Origin of the sequence: Clostridium thermopalmarium DSM 5974, from assembly GCF_002995795.1 — a bacterium.
GTDB classification, from domain to species: domain Bacteria; phylum Bacillota; class Clostridia; order Clostridiales; family Clostridiaceae; genus Clostridium_H; species Clostridium_H thermopalmarium.
Genome location: NZ_PVXN01000004.1, coordinates 15,461 through 34,925, shown reverse-complemented (window position 1 = coordinate 34,925; position 19,465 = coordinate 15,461). Strand labels below are relative to the sequence as shown.

General features: G+C 31.3%; 19 protein-coding genes, 6 tRNA genes and 2 other annotated features. Of the genes, 20 read left to right on the top strand and 5 right to left on the bottom strand.

Annotation, left to right across the window (positions count from 1 at the left end; genetic code table 11):
- The first annotated feature begins 8 nt into the window (after positions 1 to 8).
- Together CPAL_RS00440 and CPAL_RS00435 are read left to right on the top strand one after the other, a co-directional pair.
- Positions 9 to 1,061, top strand: coding sequence for an ABC transporter ATP-binding protein (locus tag CPAL_RS00440; protein ID WP_061857092.1), 1,053 nt, complete (start codon positions 9 to 11; stop codon positions 1,059 to 1,061).
- On the top strand, positions 1,061 to 2,035 hold the full coding sequence (locus CPAL_RS00435; protein WP_106023846.1) for an ABC transporter ATP-binding protein: 975 nt from the start codon (positions 1,061 to 1,063) through the stop codon (positions 2,033 to 2,035). Before CPAL_RS00440 ends, CPAL_RS00435 begins: the two co-directional genes overlap by 1 nt.
- A gap of 93 nt (positions 2,036 to 2,128) precedes the next feature.
- Here CPAL_RS00435 and dapB read toward each other — a convergent pair whose 3' ends face one another.
- From dapB to CPAL_RS00420, 3 genes are read right to left on the bottom strand one after another with little or no spacing between them, the layout of a single operon-like run.
- Entirely contained in the window at positions 2,129 to 2,884 is a 756-nt protein-coding gene (dapB, locus tag CPAL_RS00430; protein ID WP_106023845.1) for a 4-hydroxy-tetrahydrodipicolinate reductase, read from the bottom strand.
- A gap of 4 nt (positions 2,885 to 2,888) precedes the next feature.
- A complete protein-coding gene (gene dapA / locus CPAL_RS00425; RefSeq protein WP_106023844.1) occupies positions 2,889 to 3,779 on the bottom strand; it encodes a 4-hydroxy-tetrahydrodipicolinate synthase in 891 nt (296 codons plus the stop codon).
- Positions 3,780 to 3,797: 18 nt separating this feature from the next.
- On the bottom strand, positions 3,798 to 4,790 hold the full coding sequence (locus tag CPAL_RS00420; RefSeq protein ID WP_106023843.1) for an aspartate-semialdehyde dehydrogenase: 993 nt from the start codon (positions 4,788 to 4,790) through the stop codon (positions 3,798 to 3,800).
- A 238-nt stretch (positions 4,791 to 5,028) separates the two neighbouring features.
- Here CPAL_RS00420 and CPAL_RS00415 point away from each other — a divergent pair, with 238 nt between their 5' ends.
- From CPAL_RS00415 to CPAL_RS00375, 9 genes are all read left to right on the top strand, one after another.
- Positions 5,029 to 5,304, top strand: a complete 276-nt coding sequence (locus CPAL_RS00415) for an alpha/beta-type small acid-soluble spore protein (protein WP_061857087.1) — start codon at positions 5,029 to 5,031, stop codon at positions 5,302 to 5,304.
- Positions 5,305 to 5,427: 123 nt separating this feature from the next.
- The gene (locus CPAL_RS00410) at positions 5,428 to 6,168 is read left to right on the top strand and encodes a class I SAM-dependent DNA methyltransferase (protein WP_061857086.1); all 741 of its coding nucleotides are present in this window, start codon (positions 5,428 to 5,430) and stop codon (positions 6,166 to 6,168) included.
- A 14-nt stretch (positions 6,169 to 6,182) separates the two neighbouring features.
- Positions 6,183 to 7,061: an Hsp33 family molecular chaperone HslO gene (hslO, locus tag CPAL_RS00405; RefSeq protein WP_061857085.1), complete on the top strand. Its 879-nt coding sequence runs from the start codon at positions 6,183 to 6,185 to the stop codon at positions 7,059 to 7,061.
- 245 nt (positions 7,062 to 7,306) lie between these two features.
- Positions 7,307 to 7,382 (top strand) — tRNA-Val (locus tag CPAL_RS00400).
- A gap of 25 nt (positions 7,383 to 7,407) precedes the next feature.
- Positions 7,408 to 7,484, top strand: a tRNA-Asp gene (locus CPAL_RS00395).
- 26 nt (positions 7,485 to 7,510) lie between these two features.
- A tRNA-Phe gene (locus CPAL_RS00390) sits at positions 7,511 to 7,586 on the top strand.
- 4 nt (positions 7,587 to 7,590) lie between these two features.
- Positions 7,591 to 7,665: transfer RNA gene (locus CPAL_RS00385), tRNA-Gly, on the top strand.
- 4 nt (positions 7,666 to 7,669) lie between these two features.
- Positions 7,670 to 7,744 (top strand) — tRNA-Cys (locus CPAL_RS00380).
- Between the two features lie 92 nt (positions 7,745 to 7,836).
- Positions 7,837 to 7,911, top strand: a tRNA-Cys gene (locus CPAL_RS00375).
- A gap of 142 nt (positions 7,912 to 8,053) precedes the next feature.
- Here CPAL_RS00375 and CPAL_RS00370 read toward each other — a convergent pair.
- On the bottom strand, positions 8,054 to 8,449 hold the full coding sequence (locus tag CPAL_RS00370) for a hypothetical protein (protein ID WP_061857084.1): 396 nt from the start codon (positions 8,447 to 8,449) through the stop codon (positions 8,054 to 8,056).
- A 149-nt stretch (positions 8,450 to 8,598) separates the two neighbouring features.
- Entirely contained in the window at positions 8,599 to 9,303 is a 705-nt protein-coding gene (locus CPAL_RS00365; protein WP_061857083.1) for a DUF6873 family GME fold protein, read from the bottom strand.
- Positions 9,304 to 9,449: 146 nt separating this feature from the next.
- Here CPAL_RS00365 and ytxC point away from each other — a divergent pair, with 146 nt between their 5' ends.
- The 9 genes from ytxC to CPAL_RS00320 all read left to right on the top strand — a co-directional run bounded on the left by ytxC (position 9,450) and on the right by CPAL_RS00320 (position 19,353).
- A complete protein-coding gene (gene ytxC / locus CPAL_RS00360; protein WP_061857082.1) occupies positions 9,450 to 10,349 on the top strand; it encodes a putative sporulation protein YtxC in 900 nt (299 codons plus the stop codon).
- A gap of 84 nt (positions 10,350 to 10,433) precedes the next feature.
- Positions 10,434 to 10,677, top strand: a binding site (T-box leader).
- A gap of 59 nt (positions 10,678 to 10,736) precedes the next feature.
- Positions 10,737 to 12,650 (top strand): threonine--tRNA ligase, encoded by a 1,914-nt coding sequence (gene thrS, locus CPAL_RS00355; protein WP_061857081.1) that lies wholly within the window; start codon positions 10,737 to 10,739, stop codon positions 12,648 to 12,650.
- Between the two features lie 265 nt (positions 12,651 to 12,915).
- Positions 12,916 to 13,428: a translation initiation factor IF-3 gene (gene infC / locus CPAL_RS00350; protein ID WP_106023842.1), complete on the top strand. Its 513-nt coding sequence runs from the start codon at positions 12,916 to 12,918 to the stop codon at positions 13,426 to 13,428.
- Positions 13,429 to 13,448: 20 nt separating this feature from the next.
- Complete coding sequence (rpmI, locus tag CPAL_RS00345) at positions 13,449 to 13,646, top strand: 50S ribosomal protein L35 (RefSeq protein WP_061857079.1); 198 nt, start codon at positions 13,449 to 13,451, stop codon at positions 13,644 to 13,646.
- Between the two features lie 30 nt (positions 13,647 to 13,676).
- The gene (gene rplT, locus CPAL_RS00340; protein ID WP_061857078.1) at positions 13,677 to 14,036 is read left to right on the top strand and encodes a 50S ribosomal protein L20; all 360 of its coding nucleotides are present in this window, start codon (positions 13,677 to 13,679) and stop codon (positions 14,034 to 14,036) included.
- Between the two features lie 72 nt (positions 14,037 to 14,108).
- Positions 14,109 to 14,903, top strand: a complete 795-nt coding sequence (locus CPAL_RS00335; protein WP_061857077.1) for a TrmH family RNA methyltransferase — start codon at positions 14,109 to 14,111, stop codon at positions 14,901 to 14,903.
- Positions 14,904 to 14,966: 63 nt separating this feature from the next.
- Positions 14,967 to 15,188, top strand: a binding site (T-box leader).
- A 50-nt stretch (positions 15,189 to 15,238) separates the two neighbouring features.
- Positions 15,239 to 16,258 (top strand): phenylalanine--tRNA ligase subunit alpha, encoded by a 1,020-nt coding sequence (gene pheS / locus CPAL_RS00330; RefSeq protein ID WP_106023841.1) that lies wholly within the window; start codon positions 15,239 to 15,241, stop codon positions 16,256 to 16,258.
- 21 nt (positions 16,259 to 16,279) lie between these two features.
- Complete coding sequence (pheT, locus tag CPAL_RS00325) at positions 16,280 to 18,658, top strand: phenylalanine--tRNA ligase subunit beta (RefSeq protein ID WP_106023840.1); 2,379 nt, start codon at positions 16,280 to 16,282, stop codon at positions 18,656 to 18,658.
- Between the two features lie 101 nt (positions 18,659 to 18,759).
- Positions 18,760 to 19,353, top strand: a complete 594-nt coding sequence (locus CPAL_RS00320; protein ID WP_106023839.1) for a cell division protein ZapA — start codon at positions 18,760 to 18,762, stop codon at positions 19,351 to 19,353.
- The last annotated feature ends 112 nt before the right edge of the window (positions 19,354 to 19,465 follow it).

Here is a 19,465-nt window from a genome sequence, read left to right as displayed (position 1 = left end):
GAAATAAAGTGAAGAAGAAGATACTAGATGTAAAAAATTTGCAAGTTTCTTTTAAAACTTATGCTGGTGAAGTACAATCAGTGCGTGGAGTGTCCTTTGATTTATATGAAGGGGAAACTATTGCTATAGTAGGGGAGTCAGGTTGTGGAAAATCAGTTACATCAAAGACAATAATGAGACTAAATCCAGAGCCGCCAGCAATGATTAAAGGTGGAGAAATAATATTTGATGGAGAAGATATAGTTAAGAAGTCAGAAAAGGAAATGACAAAAATCAGAGGGAAAAAAATTAGCATGATTTTTCAGGATCCTATGACTTCATTAAATCCAACTATGACTGTTGGAAAACAAATCATGGAAGGACTTAAGAAACATCAAAATGTTTCAGATGAAGAAGCTAAAAAGAGAGCTATAGAAATGCTAAAATTAGTTCAAATTCCTAATCCGGAAAAGAGATTTGAAGAATATCCTCATCAATTTTCAGGTGGTATGCGTCAGCGTGCTATGATTGCAGTAGCACTAGTATGTAATCCTAAACTTTTGATAGCTGACGAACCTACAACTGCCTTGGATGTTACTATACAAGCTCAGATTTTGGATGTTATGAAAGATCTTCAAAAGAAGATAAATACTTCTATAATCATGATTACTCACGATTTAGGAGTTGTTGCAGATATAGCACAAAGAATTATGGTTATGTATGGAGGAAAAATTGTAGAAAAAGGCAATGTAGATGATATATTTTATAAATCTAGACATCCATATACATGGGGACTTTTAAACTCAGTTCCTAGACTAGATATAGATAAAAAGCAGGAAAGGCTATCATCTATTGAAGGTACTCCTCCGGATTTGTTTGCACCACCAAAAGGATGTCCCTTTGCGGATAGATGTGAGTACGCTATGAAAATATGTAGAGAGCAAATGCCTCCTATGTTTAATATTGGAGAAGGTCATGAATCAGCATGTTGGTTGAATCATCCATATGCGCCTAAAGTAGAATCTCCTATTATTAACTCTAACAAAAACAAAACTAAAGAGGAAGGAGGCGTAATTGAGTAATGAGTAATACAAATAGTGAAAAACAAGTACTAGTTAAAGTTCGAAACTTAAAAAAGTATTTTGAAGTGGAAAAGGGAGTTTTTTTAAAAGCTATTGATGACGTCAGTTTTGATATATATAAAGGGGAAACTTTAGGACTTGTAGGAGAATCAGGATGTGGGAAATCAACTACAGGAAGAACTATTTTAAATATTTATAAGGCAACAGATGGAATAGTTGAGTTTAACGGTAAGAATGTTCATAAGATGAGTGCTAAAGATAAAAAGGAATTTAATAAAAAAGCTCAGATGATTTTTCAAGATCCTTATGCTTCCTTAAATCCAAGAATGCTTGTAGGAGATATAATAGCTGAAGGAATAGATATTCATGGTATTTTAAAAGGCAAGGAAAGACAAGAACGTATATATGAACTTTTAGAGTTAGTTGGCCTAAATAAAGAACATGCTAACCGCTTTCCACATGAATTTAGTGGCGGTCAAAGGCAGAGAATAGGCATTGCCAGAGCATTAGCTCTAAATCCAGATTTTATTGTTTGTGATGAGCCTATTTCAGCTCTAGATGTTTCTGTACAGGCTCAGGTTGTAAACTTGCTTCAAGACCTTCAAAAACAATACGGGTTAACTTATTTATTTATAGCTCACGATTTATCTATGGTTAGATATATTTCAGATCGTGTTGCTGTTATGTATCTTGGCGCTATGGCGGAGCTTGCTGAAAGCGATGAATTATACGAAAATCCAATGCATCCATACACAAAAGCGTTGCTATCAGCTATTCCAATACCTGATCCGGATTTACAAAGAAGCAAAAATCGTATTCCATTAGAAGGAGAGGTTCCAAGTCCTATAAACCCTCCACCAGGATGTAAATTTGTTGATCGTTGTCCATATGCTACAGAAAAATGTAGAAATGAAAGACCAGACTTAAAAGAAGTAAGAGAGGCACATTTTGTAGCATGCCACATGGTAAAATAATAAAAAGGCAACCAGCGAAAAATGCTGATTGCCTTTTTATCTTTCTTACACTCTCTAAACTAAACTCTTAAAAATCCTAGACTATTCTGCTGCTCAATTACCTTTTATGACATTGTCCATAGAGTACATTCCGATTTCTTTTCCACACATATATTCACACGCTTTAAGAGCTCCTACAGCAAACACTTCACGAGATAGAGCGGTGTGTTTAAATTCTATAATTTCTCCAGCTCCTGCAAAGATGACTTCATGCTCTCCTACTATGCTGCCACCGCGGATTGCATGAATACCTATTTCATTGTGCTCACGTTTGGCTATTCCGCTTCTACCTTGGTTAAATACTGTTTCTTCCGGTATAGCATTTTTTATTGTATTAGCTAAAAGAAGAGCAGTTCCACTTGGAGCATCTATCTTTTGATTATGATGTTTTTCAACTATTTCTATATCATAGTTTTCATAAAGCATAGCGCTTATATCTTTTAATATATTATTTATTAAATTTATACCTATGGACATATTTGCTGAACGAAATACAGGTATTTCTTTACTGGCTTCCTGAATTAGATTTAGTTCTTCTTCACTATACCCAGTAGTGCATAGTACTAGAGGCAAGTTTTTATTTTTGCAGTAATTTAAAAGAGAATTTAAGGCATCAGGTCTTGAAAAATCTAAAACTACATCTGCTTCTACATTACACTCCTCAATATTTTTAAATACAGGATACTGTGGTGAATTTTCACCAAGTTTATCTACACCAGCTACAATTTTTAAATTTGGAAAGTTTAGCGAGCTTTGAGAAATAACTTTTCCCATTTTTCCGCAGCATCCATTTAATATAATCCTTGTCATGGGATTATTCCCCCTTTGATAGCTTATGGTAATTTTCTAATGATGATTTTAATACGTTTAAATTAGCTTCTTCCATACTGCATAGAGGAAGTCTCAATTCACCAACTTCCATTCCTTTTAAATTCATAGCAGTTTTTACAGGTATAGGGTTTGTTTCGATAAATAGAGCGTTAATAACAGGTAACAGATCAAGTTGAAGTTTAAGAGCTTCATCTTGTTTACCATTCATATATAATTCGCACATATCATGAGTTTCCTTTGGATAAACATTAGCAAGTACAGATATTACACCAATTCCACCAAGAGATAGTATAGGAATGATTTGGTCGTCATTTCCTGAATAAATATCTATTTTATCTCTACATAATGCCTTCATTTCTGCAATCTGGCTTATATTTCCGCTGGCTTCTTTTATAGCTACAATATTTTTAAGTTCACACAGTTTTAATAGAGTTTTTGGAGATATATTAAGTCCTGTTCTAGAAGGAACATTGTACATTATTATAGGAGTATTAACACTGTCATTAATGGCTTTAAAATGCTCAAATAAACCCTTTTGAGTTGTTTTATTATAATAAGGAGTTATAACCAATAATCCATCTACGCCTATGCTTTCAGCCCATCTTGACATGCTTATAGCAGCTGCTGTGTTATTGCTTCCAGTACCAGCTATCACAGGAATTCTTTTATTTATAACATCTACTGTAAACTTAATAGTTTCCTTTCTTTCATTTTCGGTCATAGTTGAAGCTTCACCAGTAGTACCACAGATAATAATAGCATCAGTTTTAGATTCAACATGCCAGTTTAAAAGTTGTTCAAGTTTCTCAAAGTCAACTCTTCCGTTTTTAAAAGGAGTCACTAAGGCAACTCCAGATCCTTTAAATAAACTCATTTTAAATCCCCCTTAAAATTAATCATTGGTAATCATATGTTCTGCAATTTGAATAGCGTTTAAAGCGGCACCTTTTCTTATATTATCAGCAACTACCCAAAGATTTAATCCATTTTCCAAGCTAAAATCTCTACGTATTCTTCCTACATAAACTTCATCATGACCTTCAACTTCAATAGGAAGAGGGTATTCTAAGTTTTTAACATCGTCTTTTAATATTATTCCTTCTGAATTTTTGTATAATGAGAAAATATCCTCGATTTTAAAAGGCTTTTCTAATTCTACATTAATACTTTCGCTATGTCCATAGAATACAGGAACTCTAACAGTAGTAGCAGTTATTCTTAAATCTTTATCGTGAAGAATTTTTCTAGTTTCATCTATCATTTTCATTTCTTCTTTAGTATATCCATTATCAAGAAATACATCTATATGAGGAAGTACGTTTCCAGCTATAGGATATGGGAATTTTTTAGGTGGGTTTCCTTTATATCCTTCCTTTAAATCTGTAAATCCGCCAACACCAGCACCAGAAACTGCTTGATAAGTGGAATATACTATTCTTTTTATACCATACTTATCATATAAAGGTTTTAAGGCTACAACAGCTTGTATTGTTGAACAGTTTGGATTAGCTATTATACCTTTGTGAAGTCTAATATCTTCTGGATTCACTTCAGGAACAACTAGAGGAACTTCAGGATCCATCCTCCATGCACTGCTGTTATCGATAACCACAGCTCCATATTTTGCAAAAATCGGAGCATATTCCGAGCTTACAGTTGCTCCAGCAGAAAAAAGTGCAAAATCTATTTTTTTATTTTTTATGTTTTCTTCCTTAAGTTCTTCTACGATATAATCCATATCTTTAAATTTAAGTATTTTGCCTGCTGATTTTTTAGAAGCAAATAGATATAGATTATCTACTGGAAAATTTCTTTCAGCCAGGACTTCAATAAATTTGTTTCCTACCATACCGGTAGCACCTACTACAGCAACATTGTATTTCATAATAAATCCTCCTAGAATTAATTTATCAATTAGTCCAATTTCAATTTCAAATATATTAATTATAATTATACAACTTAAGCTATATAAAAAACAATGATTTTTACACTAATCATAATATGCAGTCTGTAAACAATATGATAAAAAATTAATATATTAACAAAATCCTCTTTAAGGTATAAAAGTTTTGGATAGGTGGAAAATAATATTATTAATTTATACTTAAATGGGAGGAATATAAATGGGGAAAACACCTTTAAAAAAGGTTATAAAATCTAAATTAAAATCTAATAGAGAATTAACAGAATTAGAAAAATTAAGAGAAAAAATAAAATATGAAATAGCCGATGAACTAGGATTGAAAGATAAAGTAGACAAATATGGTTGGGGTGGTCTTACAGCAGAGGAGACTGGAAGGATAGGGGGAATAATGACCAAAAGGAAAAGAGAATTGAAAATACCGAAGAATGATATTATACAAGAAATGGAAGATGATGCTACAAAGAAAATAGAATAAGTACATAAATCACTTTATGATAACTTATTTCTGTTGATTTTTAACATAAAAAATATTATATTAATCAAGTACTAAAAAGAATTATAAATATTGGATAGCCTAAAAGCGAGGGGGGGAGCAATATTGGAATGCTATAAAGAATTTGCACATATTTATGATAAACTGATATATGCAGATGTAGACTATAAAAGATGGGCAAAAATTTTACTTAATATATGTAATGAATATAATATAAAAAAGGAGGATTATTTAGATCTAGCCTGCGGAACTGGAAACATGACAAAAGAACTAGGAAAAGAATTTAAACATACTTGGGCAGTAGACATATCTCAAGAAATGCTCACCGAAGCCGAAGATAAAATAAGACGTGAAAAGATAAAAGCAAAATTTGTATGTCAAAATATAGTTGACTTAAAATTAAACAGGAAATTTGACTTAATAACCTGTGTTTTAGATTCAACAAATTACATATTAAGTGATGAAGATTTGATAAAATATTTTCGATGTGTATATGAGCATTTAAATGAAGATGGAATCTTCGTGTTTGATATAAATTCATATTATAAATTGACCAAAATTTTAGGAAATAATATATATAATTATGATGATGGTGATGTAGTATATATATGGGAGAATGTGCTAGAAGATAATATTGTAGATATGTACCTTACTTTTTTTATAAAAGAGGGAGAGTTCTACAGAAGATTTGATGAAGAACACAGAGAAAGAGCTTACAAGATGAGTTTTCTAGACAAAATATTGAATGATATAGGATTTATTATTTTAAAAAAATTAAATAATTATGAAAGTGAAAACATAAAAGAGGACACAGAAAGAATTGTTTACGTCCTTAGTAAAAAATAGGAGGTAATTTTATAATGGGAGATAAATTAATAAAAGCAATAGCTAAAGATGGACAGGTTAGAATTATAGCTGCATCAACAAAAAATCTAGTAAACGATGGAGTTAAATTGCATAATTGTGCTCCAACTGCAGCAGCTGCACTTGGAAGAATGCTAATAGCAGGAACATTAATGGGGGCTATGCTAAAATCCGACAAGGATGTAATCACCTTGAAGATTGATGGGGGCGGAACAGCAAAAGAAATTGTAGTTACAAGCTATGCAGATGCCCATGTCAAAGGATATATAGGAAATCCTTCTGCAGATTTACCAGCAAATGATTTGGGAAAGTTAGATGTAAGTGGAATTGTAGGTAAAAATGGAGGATTAGTTGTAATAAGAGATTTGGGACTTAAGGAACCATATGTAGGTCAGGTACCTATATATACAGGAGAAATTGGGGATGACATAGCATATTATTTCACAGTTTCAGAACAAACACCAACTGCGGTTGGACTAGGAGTGTTGGTGGATAAGGATTTGAGCATAAAGGAAGCAGGAGGAATAATAATTCAACTGATGCCAGGAGCTAATGATATGCTGGCAGATTTAATAACCTATAGACTTCAAGATTTGGGACATATAACTAAGTTTTTAAGTGAAGGAAAAACTATATATGATATGGTAAATTTTTTATTTGATGATATGGATTTGAAGATACTAGAGGAAATGGAGCCGGCATACAAATGTGATTGTTCTAAGGAAAAGGTAGAAAGAGCTCTTATAAGCATAGGAAAAAAAGACTTGCAAGAAATATATGAAGAAGGAAAAACAGAAGAAATAAAATGTCAGTTTTGTAATACTTCCTATAAATTCACTCATGATGAAATAGGAAAACTTCTAGAACAAATTTAATCTGTTTTGCTATGAGAAAGTATGAGGAAAATAGAATATATTAAAGAAAAATATAGCTATTTTCCCATAATTATTTTTTTATTTGTTGACATTGTTCGGTAGATTTTATATTATAGTAATGCGTTTGAGACACGGTCAAAGAGATCAGGGTCTTAAGAAATAAATGATAAAAAACATCTTGACAAGGATGAAAAAAATATATATAATAATTATTGTCGCTGATAGCGATAGTAAAAATAAGATGTGGGCGCATAGCTCAGCTGGGAGAGCATCTGCCTTACAAGCAGGGGGTCACAGGTTCGATCCCTGTTGTGCCCACCATTGGTGATTAAAGTTTCTATGATATGGCCCAGTGGCTCAGTTGGTTAGAGTGCCGGCCTGTCACGCCGGAGGTCGAGGGTTCGAGCCCCTTCTGGGTCGCCAATATAACTAATATATATTTTGCTTGTGGCTGGATAGCTCAGTCGGTAGAGCAGAGGACTGAAAATCCTCGTGTCCCTGGTTCGATTCCTGGTCCAGCCACCAATAAGCGGGAGTGGCTCAGTGGTAGAGCGTCACCTTGCCAAGGTGAATGTCGCGAGTTCGAATCTCGTCTTCCGCTCCAATGAGGCGCTATAGCCAAGTGGTAAGGCACGAGTCTGCAAAACTCTGATTCCCCAGTTCGAATCTGGGTGGCGCCTCCAATAAACTAGTTAGAAATTAGGATAAGCTAGTGAATAGTAAATTTAACAAAATAAATGTCTGTTTTATTATAAGATTTTAAAATTTAATATGTGGCGCTATAGCCAAGTGGTAAGGCACGAGTCTGCAAAACTCTGATTCCCCAGTTCGAATCTGGGTGGCGCCTCCAATAAAAAAATAACCTTAATACATATTAAGGTTATTTTTTTATTTTCTTAAAATCTTAGAAATTACAAAGGCTACAAGAAAAGATTATCAAATAGAATTTATACACTTTAATCACTAAAATATTTGATTTTTACTAATTGAACTTACATATTTAAAAGTGTACTAAACAATACTGAAAGTATTCCTCCAAGTATCATGGTAAGTCCGCTAAAGGTAAGCTTTATGACTGAATTTTGTTTAAAGTTTTTAATATAATCAAGTGGTTTTCTTGAAATTTTTAAGGATTCAAGATTATAGAATGCATCATATTGTGAAGTATTACATCCCATTTTAGATATGTCCGCTCCAGATGGGCTTCCATTAAGCATCGTAAGAGCTCCTAAAGAAGTAGTTCCAAGACCTATAAAAAACATAACATCTCCTATATTCATATTATTATAATACCTGGATATTAGTAGAGCAACTAAAAAGCCTATAGTTAGAAGTATAAGGCTAAAAATTAAAGAAAGCAAAATATATTTGCTTTTAAGTTTTACCATAGGAATCCTCCTCTTGTATCCCAATAATTCCCTATATAAATATTTTACCATAATGTGGCTTTAAAGTCTAGTAATTCAAAATGAGCTATGGCCAATCTTTTATTACGCTTCAATTTATCATATAGTGTATAAACTTCAATGCTTAAACTCTAATCTAGTGTAAAAATGCTTCCTCTATCTATAAGTTTGCCTTTGCGTAAGAAAAATGGTTCAACATTGTGTTTTTTTAAAAAACTTAAAACGTCTTTTCCATAGGCATAGCAGCTTAGATCGCCATAAAAGGCTAAAACATTTTCTTCAATTAAACCACAGGTTCCACCAATAAATCCATAATCCAAACCAGGCAGTTCTATATCTCCAGGAGGCAAAAGCAATACATCTATATTTTGGTCATATAAGGCTTTTGCAATAGGAACATCACTGGTTATTGCAGCTTTTTCACTTACAATAGCTGTAGAGCATTTTGTATATCCTTGTTTTACTTTAATTAATTTTTTACTTTTACTTACTATATCCAACAAATTTTTATCTGTATAATCTGTATAATGAATAAATAAATTTGAGATACTAACAGCATTCAATATAATATCAAAAGGATAACTGGATGATAAAGAAGAATTTGATAAAATAACGGTTAAACCTAAGTTTTTTAAATTTTCTATAAAGCTTTCTGGCATATCTTTATGAACAATTATCCTTTGATTATCTATAATATGTAAAAGCATATCAGGATGACCGCAAACAGCCTGGTAAAGAGTTAAGCAGGGAGGGCATTCTAAAATTTTGTATTTGAGTCTTGACAAATTATTTTTTTCTTCGTAAGAAGTTCTGTGATCAATAATTATTTTTTTCATGAATATCACCTTTATAATGTTAAATTTTAAATATAATATAACATTAGTATAAAGTTTATGTCCATGTTGGATAGATGTAAATATTTTAATGTTTTGTATAGACATTATAATTAAACACATACTAATCCAAGGAAGGAGTGTGTAATGTGCTATTATTTACGATGGTTTACAGTAATGAGGATGAAGATATTATGGAATATTTAAGTGACATGAAAGAATACTTTGAGCAGAAAAATGTATTCCTTGGAATTTCTGAAAGCATAGATTCAGGATTTAATTTTGTAAAAATATTTTGTAATGATTATGACTTTAGTATAAAATTAAAAAATAGGTTTAATTTATATATAGCTAATATATTATATAAAATTGTTATAAAAAAATACTATGAAGATGAAATGTACCATTATTTGGCGGACGTTTATTTTTTTCTAAGATATGATGAAATGAAAGAAATTGCAAATAGGAGTTTTAGAGTGCTAAATGATGAAGAAAGAATTACTGATGAAGATATGGTTTTTTGTATGAATAAAAAAAATGAAATAATTGATAAAATAAAAAACTGTATTGAAGAAAATAGTGAATTTAATCTACAGGGATTTATTACTTTTAGGGTAAAAGAGCTTCGTAAAGATTTAGAAGATATAGTTAATAAAGTAGTAGAAAAGTACATGGCAGAAAAGGAATATAATGAATTTATAAAATTATTAAAGTACTTTGTAGAAATTCAAGAAAGTAAAATTAGTGAAATTAATATAGCTATTAGAGAGGATGGAAGCTATAATATACAAGACGGTAATGGCAGTGACATAATGGATGAAATATTAAATGATCTATCTCAAACCAAATATATAGGAAATGTGGGTACTGAGGATTTAATTATAAGTGGACTCATAACATATTGTCCAGAAAAAATAATAATTCACTGCGAAGATAATTGCAGAAATAAAGAATTAATAGATACTATTAAAAAGGTATTCGAAAACAGGGTTACAATATGTAATAATTGTGAAATCTGCAATAAAATAAAAAATGCTATAAAAATATAGGTATAAGTAGTTGACATTTAGAATTTTTAATAATATAATTTACTAAAAATAGAGATATGCTCATTAAAACGTTATAAAGATAAGATAAAGACGATGATAAGGAAGAGTAGATAGTATACTGTTCTAAGAGAGGAAAATCCGTAGGCTGAAAGATTTTCTGTGCAAGTACTATTGAAAACCACCTTTGAGTTGAATATCGAAATATAATTTAAATTTAGTAGATATTATCCGCTTAATAAGCGTTAAAATTATCAAGATGACTTTAGAATATTGTTGTTAATATTCTATTGTTAATTTGGGTGGAACCACGATATTACTCGTCCCATTTTGGGATGAGTTTTATTTTTTGGGAAAATAAAATGAATATATGAACAAGGAGGAAAAATTATGGTTAAAATTACACTAAAAGATGGAAAGATTCTTGAGGTTGAAGAAGGATTAACTGTTGGAGAAATAGCTTCTAAAATAAGCCCTTCTTTAAGAAAAAAGGCTTTAGGAGCAAAGATTAATGGTAACAAGGCTGAGCTTATGGATAAAGTAAATGAAGATTGTACTTTAGAAATACTAACTTTTGAAGACGAAGATGGAAGAGCTACTCTAAGACACACTGCTTCACATATATTAGCTCAAGCAGTAAAAAGATTGTATCCTGATGTAAAGCTTGCAATAGGACCAGCAATAGACAACGGATTTTATTATGACTTTGATGCTGATTTTTCTTTTACTCCAGAAATACTAGAAAAGATTGAAAAAGAGATGGAGAAGATAATTAAGGAAAATCTTCAGTTAAAGAAATTTATACTTCCAAGAGAAGAAGCTATAAAATTTATGAAAGAAAGAAATGAAGATTATAAGGTTGAATTAATTGAAGATTTACCAGAAGATGCACTTATATCTTTCTATGAGCAGGGAGAATTTGTTGATCTTTGTGCAGGTCCTCATGTTCCTTCAACTAAAGATGTTAAAGCAGTAAAATTGCTTTCAGTTGCAGGAGCTTATTGGAGAGGTAATGAAAAGAACAAAATGCTTCAAAGAATATATGGAACTGCATTCACTAAAAAGAGTGAGTTAGATGAATATATTCGCATGATGGAAGAAGCTAAAAAAAGAGATCATAGAAAATTAGGAAAAGAGTTAGGGTTATTTATAATTCCAGATGAAGGACCAGGTTTCCCATTATTTTTACCTAAAGGAATTGAACTTAAAAATGCTCTTTTAGCTTATTGGAGAGAACTTCATAGAGAAGCTGGATATGCTGAAATAGAAACTCCTATTATTTTAAGTAGGCATCTTTGGGAAAACTCAGGTCACTGGGATCATTATAAAGATAATATGTATACAGTAAAGATTGATGATCAAGATTTTGCAATAAAACCAATGAACTGCCCAGGTGGTATGCTTGCCTATAAGACAGCAATTCACTCTTATAGAGAATTACCACTACGTTATGCAGAATTGGGAAGAGTTCATAGACATGAACTTTCAGGAGCGTTACACGGACTTATGAGAGTAAGAGCTTTCACCCAGGATGATGCTCATATATTCATGCTTCCAGAGCAAATAAAGGATGAAATAAAAGGTGTTGCAAAATTAATAGATGAAGTCTATAAGACTTTTGGATTTAAGTATCACGTGGAATTGTCTACAAGACCAGAAGATTCAATGGGAACTGATGAAGAATGGGAAAGAGCTGAAAATGGATTAAGAGAGGCTTTAGAAGATTTAGGACTCGATTATATAATAAACGAGGGGGATGGAGCTTTCTATGGACCTAAGATAGACTTCCATTTAGAAGATTGCATAGGAAGAACATGGCAATGCGGAACTATTCAATTAGATATGCAAATGCCTCAAAGATTTGATTTAACTTATGTAGGTAAGGATGGAGAAAAACATAGACCTGTAATGATCCATAGAGTTGCCTTTGGAAGTATAGAAAGATTTATAGGTATATTGATTGAGCATTATGCAGGTAAATTCCCAGTATGGTTAGCTCCAGTCCAAGTTAAGATTCTCCCAATATCAGATAAATATATTGAATATGCAACAAAGGTTAGAAATTATCTATTTGATAAGGGAATTAGAGTAGAAATGGATGAGAGAGCTGAAAAAATAGGATATAAGATTAGAGAAGCTCAACTTGAAAAAGTACCTTATATGTTGATTATTGGAGAAAAGGAAATGAATGAAAATAATTTATCAGTAAGGTCAAGAGATGAAGGAGACCTAGGATCAATGAATTTAGATGTTTTTGTAGAGGATATTATGAATAAAATAGAAAAAAGAATTAATACTTTATAAAAAAGTATTGACATAATGAGCTAATACTAGTAGAATACTATTTGTCAAGAAGAAACTAAGCTGTTTCTCACCTTACAGCATCGCTAGTAAGGTTATACATTCATTATGCTATGTTAAGCATTTTTAGATTATGAAATGTATGGGACAGCTTTGAGCTGTCCCTTTTTATTTGTTAAATCAATTTTAATATGGTCTATAATTCTTAAGATAGAAATATAGAAATGTATGTTTAAAGGCTTTAAAGTTATTTCGGAGGTGAAAGAATATAAAAAAAGAGTGTCTTATTAATGAACAAATTAGAGAAAAGGAAGTAAGACTTATAGGTGAAGATGGAAAACAGTGTGGTATCGTAAACATTAAAGAGGCTTTGAAGGCAGCTGAAGAAAAAGAATTGGATTTAGTAATGATATCCCCAAATGCAGTTCCACCGGTTTGCAAGATAATGGATTATGGAAAGTATCTATATGAGCAAACTAAGAAAGTCAAAGAAGCTAAGAAAAATCAAAAGGTTGTAAATATTAAGGAAATCAGATTAAGTCCAACAATTGAAGAACATGATATTGAAATAAAAGCTAACAGAGCAAAAAAATTCCTAAAAGATGGAGATAAAGTTAAAGTTACAGTAAGATTTAGAGGAAGAGAAGCTGATTATTCCTATAAAGGAAATGACATATTAAATTTATTTGTATCAAAGATAGAAGATGTTTGTGTTATTGAAAAGCCTGCAAAACTTGAGGGGAGAAATATGGTTTTAATATTAGCTCCCAAAAAGGCTTAATTGAAAGGAGGAATTTTATTATGCCAAAAATGAAAAGTCATAGAGGTGCAGCAAAGAGATTTAAGAAAACAGGAAGTGGAAAGCTTAAGAGAGCTAAGGCTTTTAAGAGCCACATATTAACTAAGAAATCTTCTAAAACAAAGAGAAATCTTAGAAAAGGTGCACTTGTATCTGAAGCACAAGAAAAAGTAATGAAAAAATTACTACCATATCTATAGTGGTAATGGTAACAAAAGGAGGTTTATCTAATGGCTAGAGTAAAAAGAGCTATGCATGCTCGTAAAAAACATAAAAAAATATTAAAGCTTGCAAAAGGATATTATGGAAGAAGAAGTAAGACATTTAGAGTTGCTAACGAAACTGTAATGAGAGCAATGGCATTTGCATACGTTGGCAGAAAGTTAAAGAAAAGAGACTTTAGAAGACTTTGGATAGCTAGAATAAATGCAGCTACAAGAATGAATGGTCTTTCTTATTCAAGATTCATGAATGGAATTAAGCTTGCTGGAATAAACATGAATAGAAAAATGCTTTCAGAGATTGCTATAAATGATCCAAAGGCATTTGCTGATTTAGTTGAAGTTGCAAAAAAACAATTAAACGCTTAAAATAAAATGCAGCCTTAGAGCTGCATTTTATTTTATTATACAGGAAAAAATAGATTGTTAGAGGGTGACTTTGTGGATACTATTGAAAGTAAAGATAATTCTCTAATCAAGGAAGTAAAAAAATTAAATAAAAAAAAATATAGAATAGAAAATCAACAATTTATTATAGAAGGTTTTAGATTTGTAGAAGAGGCTCTAAAGTCTTCTTTTGAAGTGCCATATATTTTTATAAGTGAAAATGCACTAGATAAATATAGAGAATTTGGCATTGATAAGTTAATACAGAATAATACTAAGATAAATTGTATAAAGGCATCACTATTAAAAGAACTATGTAATACAGAAAACCCTCAGGGAATTTTAGCTGTTGTTAATAATAAAAAAGTTAATATAGCTAATAAGGAAGGATTTTATGTATTAGCTGATAAAGTTCAGGATCCAGGCAATATGGGAACTATCATTAGGAGTGCTCATGCAAGTGGAGCTTTAGGAGTCATAGTTACTAAAGGAACTGTTGATGTATACAATGATAAAACTCTAAGATCTACAATGGGTTCAATATTCAATATTCCTATTATTGAAGACGATAATTTTAAAATTATAAAAGATTTAAAAAGTAATGGTTTTAAAATTATAGTAAGTTCATTGGACACAGAAAATAACTTTTATGATGTGGATTTAACTGGTAAGGTTGTAATATGTGTAGGTAATGAAGGAAATGGAATAAGTAAGGAATTATACGAATTAAATGATGAGAAAGTGAAAATTCCTATGCCTGGAGGAGCAGAGTCTTTAAATGCAGCTGTAGCAGCTAGCATTATGATGTATGAAGCGGTAAGACAAAAAGAAAAACAAAAAAATATTTGAAATTTTGATTTATTGTGGTTATAATATTATGTAAGTTTATAGATATAGATTAAAATAATAAATTGATAAACTATGATGGAGAGAGTAGATAGACTAATTCTTGCAGAGAGAAAAGGTCATAGGCTGGAAACCTTTTTAAGAAGGAGTATATCGAAGTTCGCTCTGGAGTTCTAATTGTGAAAATTAAAAGTAGCAATTAGCGGTAAATCCGATAACTTTTAATAAGAGAGCTGTAAGTTTTTGCAGCTAATAAGGGTGGTAACGCGGAGTAACTTCGTCCCTAAGTTTAAGGGATGGAGTTTTTTATTTATATAAGTTATGAAAGGAGAAGAAATATGAGAGAAAAATTAGAGCAAATCAAGAATACTGCTTTGGATGAGCTTAATAAAGTTTCAAGCAAAACAGAACTTGAAAACATTAGAGTTAAATATTTGGGAAAGAAAGGTGAACTTACTCAGATTTTAAGAGGAATGGGGAAATTGTCTCCAGAAGAGAGACCTATAGTTGGAAAGCTTGCTAATGAGGTAAGAGAACATATAGAAAGTTTAATTGAGGCTGCATCAAGTAATATTAAGAATAAAGAAAAAGAGGCAAGGTTAAAAAGTGAAGTAATAGATATATCCATGCCTGGGAGAAAGCAATTTATAGGAAAGAAAAATCCTCTTCAACTTACTTTAGAAAGCATAATTGATATATTCATTTCTATGGGTTTTTCTGTAGAAGAGGGGCCGGAAGTAGAAAAGGATTATTATAATTTTGAAGCTTTAAATATTCCTAAAAATCACCCTGCAAGAGGGGAACAAGATACTTTTTACATAAATGAAAATGTGGTTTTAAGAACTCAAACTTCACCAATACAAGTAAGAACTATGGAAAATCAAAAACCACCGATAAAGATGATAGCTCCAGGAAAGGTTTATCGTTCAGATGCAGTGGATGCTACTCATTCACCAATATTTTACCAAGTAGAAGGGCTGGTAGTAGATAAAGGTATAACATTTGCGGACTTAAGAGGAACCCTTGAACTATTTATTAAAAAGATGTTTGGAGAAAAAATGCAAACTAAATTTAGACCTCATCATTTTCCATTTACAGAACCTTCTGCTGAAGTGGATGCAACTTGCTTTGTGTGCGGAGGAAAGGGATGCAATGTTTGTAAAAACAGTGGATGGATTGAAATCTTAGGATGTGGAATGGTTCATCCTGATGTTTTAAGAAATTGTGGAATAGACCCAGAGGTATATAGCGGATTTGCTTTTGGATTTGGACTAGATAGAATGGTTATGCAAAAATATGAATTAGATGATATAAGATTATTATATGAAAGTGATATGAGATTTTTAAATCAATTTTAAATGATATAGGAGGGAATTTTAATGAAAGTACCAGTAAATTGGCTAAAAGATTATGTTGATATAGATATAACTCCTAAAGAATTAGGTGATGCTTTAACTCTTTCAGGTTCAAAAGTAGAAGAGATTATAGTAACTGGAGATATTGTTGATAAGGTAGTCACAGGAAAGATACTAAAGATCGAAGCACATCCAGAAGCTGAGAGATTGTCTATATGTCAGGTAGATATAGGAGAAGAAGAGCCTATTCAAATAGTTACAGCAGCAAAAAATATGAAGGAAGGAGATGTAGTTCCAACTGCACTGCATTGTTCCACTTTAGCTGATGGAACAAAGATTAAAAAAAGCAAGTTAAGAGGAGCCGTATCAAATGGTATGTTCTGCTCGGAAGAAGAACTTGGAATTGCTGGGGATAAACCAGTGCATGGCCTTATGATTCTCCCAGAGGGTACACCAATTGGAAAAGATATAAAGAAAGTCATAGATTTAGAAAAAGCTACTATAGATTTTGAAATAACTTCAAATAGACCAGATTGTTTAAGCATAGTTGGTATAGCAAGAGAAACAGCGGCAACTTTAGGAAAAAAATATAGAATGCCAAATTTTGAGTATAGTTCAAAGTGCAAAGATAATATAGAAGACGATATAAAAGTAGAGATAAAAGATAAATTATGCAGAAGATATATGGCAAAAGGTGTTAAAAACATAAAAATTGCTCCTTCACCTCAATGGATGCAGGAAAGACTTATAGAAGCTGGAGTTAGACCAATAAATAATATAGTTGATATAACAAACTTTGTAATGATAGAGCTTGGTCAACCAATGCACGCTTTTGATAGAAGAGAAATATCTTCTAATAGAATAGTAGTTGAAAGAGCTAAAGAAGGCGAAAAGTTTACAACTCTAGATGGTGTGGAAAGAATTTTAAACTCACAAGTGTTAAATATTAAAGATGGAGATAGAACTATTGGTCTTGCTGGTATTATGGGAGGGTTAAATTCAGAAGTTAAAGATGATACTACAGCAATAGTTTTTGAATGTGCTAATTTTGATGGAACAAACATTAGAATATCTTCTAAAAATCTGGGATTAAGAACAGATGCTTCAAGCAAGTTTGAAAAAGATTTAGATCCTAACCTTGTGGAAATTGCTATGAATAGAGCTTGTCATCTAGTTCAAGAATTAGGTGCTGGGGAAGTTATGGAAGGTGTTATTGACATATATCCAGAGAAGGTAGAACCGCATGTATTAAAGGTAGATTCAAACTGGATTAATAAGTTCTTAGGAACAGATATGACAAAGGAAGATATGAAAAAGTATCTAGATAGATTAGAATTAAAGACTGATATTGAAGGAGACACATTAGTTATAAATGTTCCTACTTTTAGAAGCGATATAAACATAAGAGAAGATATAGCTGAAGAAATTGCAAGAATTTATGGATATAATAATATTTCATCTACTATTCCAAGCGTAGAAAACATAAGAGGAGGAAAAAATACAAAGCAAGTTTTAGATGATAAAGTTTTACAAACTTTAATATCTAGCGGACTTAATCAAGCTATAACATATTCATTCGTAAGTCCTAAGGTCTTTGATAAAGTTTTAATACCAAAAGACAGCATTTTAAGAAAGGCTGTAGCTATAAAAAATCCTCTTGGAGAAGATTACAGCATAATGAGAACTACATCAATACCTTCAATGATGGAAGCTTTAGCTAGAAATTATTCAAGAAATAATGAAATAGTTAGATTATTTGAAATAGGAAAAGTATATATACCAACAGAAGACGAAAATGAACTTCCTGAAGAGAGAAATATAGTTACTATAGGTATGTATGGAAATGTAGACTATTTAGATTTAAAAGGAGTAGTTGAAAACATAATAGATGCTTTAGGAGTAAATAAAATTAAATTCCAAAGAGAAAGTGAGAATCCAAGTTTTCATCCAGGAAAGACAGCTGCACTTTATATAAAGAAACAGTACGTAGGAGTAGTCGGTGAAGTACATCCAGATGTAACTGAAAATTATGGAATTGATGAAAGATGCTATATAGCAGAGCTTAACCTTGATGTATTATATAAAAATGCTGTTATGGAGAAAAGCTATACACCTCTTCCAAAGTTTCCTGCTGTAACAAGAGACATAGCTATATTAGTAGATGAAAGTATTCTTGTTCAGGAAATAGAAGATATTATTAAAAACCAAGGTGGAAAGATTTTAGAAAGTGCAAAATTATTTGATGTGTACAAAGGAAAACAAGTTCCAGAAGGAAAGAAGAGTGTAGCTTACGCCCTAGCGTATAGAGGAGAAAATAGAACTTTGACTGATAATGATGTATCTAAAGTACATGATAAGATAATAAAAGCACTTGAACAAAAATTAGGAGCAGAACTTAGATAAATAAACATCACTAGAATTTAGATAAATTCATGTTTCATATATTAAAAAAATATGTTAAAATGTATGTAATAATTAAGGAATTTATCTAAGAGGGTGTTCAAATGAATATAGTAACTGTTAAGATAAACGGTTCAGAGTATAATCTTAAGGGTGAAGAAAAAGAAGAATACTTACATAAAGTAGCAGGATATGTAGATAAAAAAATAGCGGAAATATTAAAGAAAAACAGCAGACTTAGCATATCAGATGCTTCTGTTTTAGCAGCTATAAACATAGTAGATGAAAAGTTTAAAAGCGATGAATGCTGTGAAACTTTTCAAAAGGAAGTTAATGAAGCTAAAAATAAAGAGAAAACTCTCCAGACTCAAATAGATGACTTGAAAAAGCATATAAAAAATCTAGAGGAATATAATGCTGAACTACAAAATAAGTTAGAGAGTGCTAAGAGAGGAGAATATATAAAGCAGGTTGAGGAAGAAAATTCAGCCTTAAGAGATGAAATTGAAATTTTGAGAGAAACTATAAAAAAGCACTTAAAGGAAAAAAGTGATTTAAAATCAGAAAATAAGGAATTAAAATTCCAAGTGCAGTCTTCTAAGTATAAGATAATGGATCTTCAAAACAGATTAATCGAAAATCAGATTGATTTAGCAAAAATTAAAAAAAAGGAAAATCCATTGCTGAACATAAAGTAGATATCATGTATTAACATGATATCTACTTTTTTTATCAATAAGAATAGATGAAGAAGGCCATTATAGCATATATCACATTTTATTTTATTCTACATAGTATATATAGTAAAAG

What these genes read in the sequence shown, in the direction of transcription:
- CPAL_RS00435 (WP_106023846.1), top strand. Translation starts at nt 1,061, where the DNA reads ATGAGTAATACAAATAGTGAAAAACAAGTACTAGTTAAAGTTCGAAAC.
- dapB (WP_106023845.1), bottom strand. Translation starts at nt 2,884, where the DNA reads ATGACAAGGATTATATTAAATGGATGCTGCGGAAAAATGGGAAAAGTT.
- dapA (WP_106023844.1), bottom strand. Translation starts at nt 3,779, where the DNA reads ATGAGTTTATTTAAAGGATCTGGAGTTGCCTTAGTGACTCCTTTTAAA.
- CPAL_RS00420 (WP_106023843.1), bottom strand. Translation starts at nt 4,790, where the DNA reads ATGAAATACAATGTTGCTGTAGTAGGTGCTACCGGTATGGTAGGAAAC.
- CPAL_RS00415 (WP_061857087.1), top strand. Translation starts at nt 5,029, where the DNA reads ATGGGGAAAACACCTTTAAAAAAGGTTATAAAATCTAAATTAAAATCT.
- hslO (WP_061857085.1), top strand. Translation starts at nt 6,183, where the DNA reads ATGGGAGATAAATTAATAAAAGCAATAGCTAAAGATGGACAGGTTAGA.
- CPAL_RS00370 (WP_061857084.1), bottom strand. Translation starts at nt 8,449, where the DNA reads ATGGTAAAACTTAAAAGCAAATATATTTTGCTTTCTTTAATTTTTAGC.
- CPAL_RS00365 (WP_061857083.1), bottom strand. Translation starts at nt 9,303, where the DNA reads ATGAAAAAAATAATTATTGATCACAGAACTTCTTACGAAGAAAAAAAT.
- thrS (WP_061857081.1), top strand. Translation starts at nt 10,737, where the DNA reads ATGGTTAAAATTACACTAAAAGATGGAAAGATTCTTGAGGTTGAAGAA.
- rpmI (WP_061857079.1), top strand. Translation starts at nt 13,449, where the DNA reads ATGCCAAAAATGAAAAGTCATAGAGGTGCAGCAAAGAGATTTAAGAAA.
- rplT (WP_061857078.1), top strand. Translation starts at nt 13,677, where the DNA reads ATGGCTAGAGTAAAAAGAGCTATGCATGCTCGTAAAAAACATAAAAAA.
- pheS (WP_106023841.1), top strand. Translation starts at nt 15,239, where the DNA reads ATGAGAGAAAAATTAGAGCAAATCAAGAATACTGCTTTGGATGAGCTT.
- pheT (WP_106023840.1), top strand. Translation starts at nt 16,280, where the DNA reads ATGAAAGTACCAGTAAATTGGCTAAAAGATTATGTTGATATAGATATA.
- CPAL_RS00320 (WP_106023839.1), top strand. Translation starts at nt 18,760, where the DNA reads ATGAATATAGTAACTGTTAAGATAAACGGTTCAGAGTATAATCTTAAG.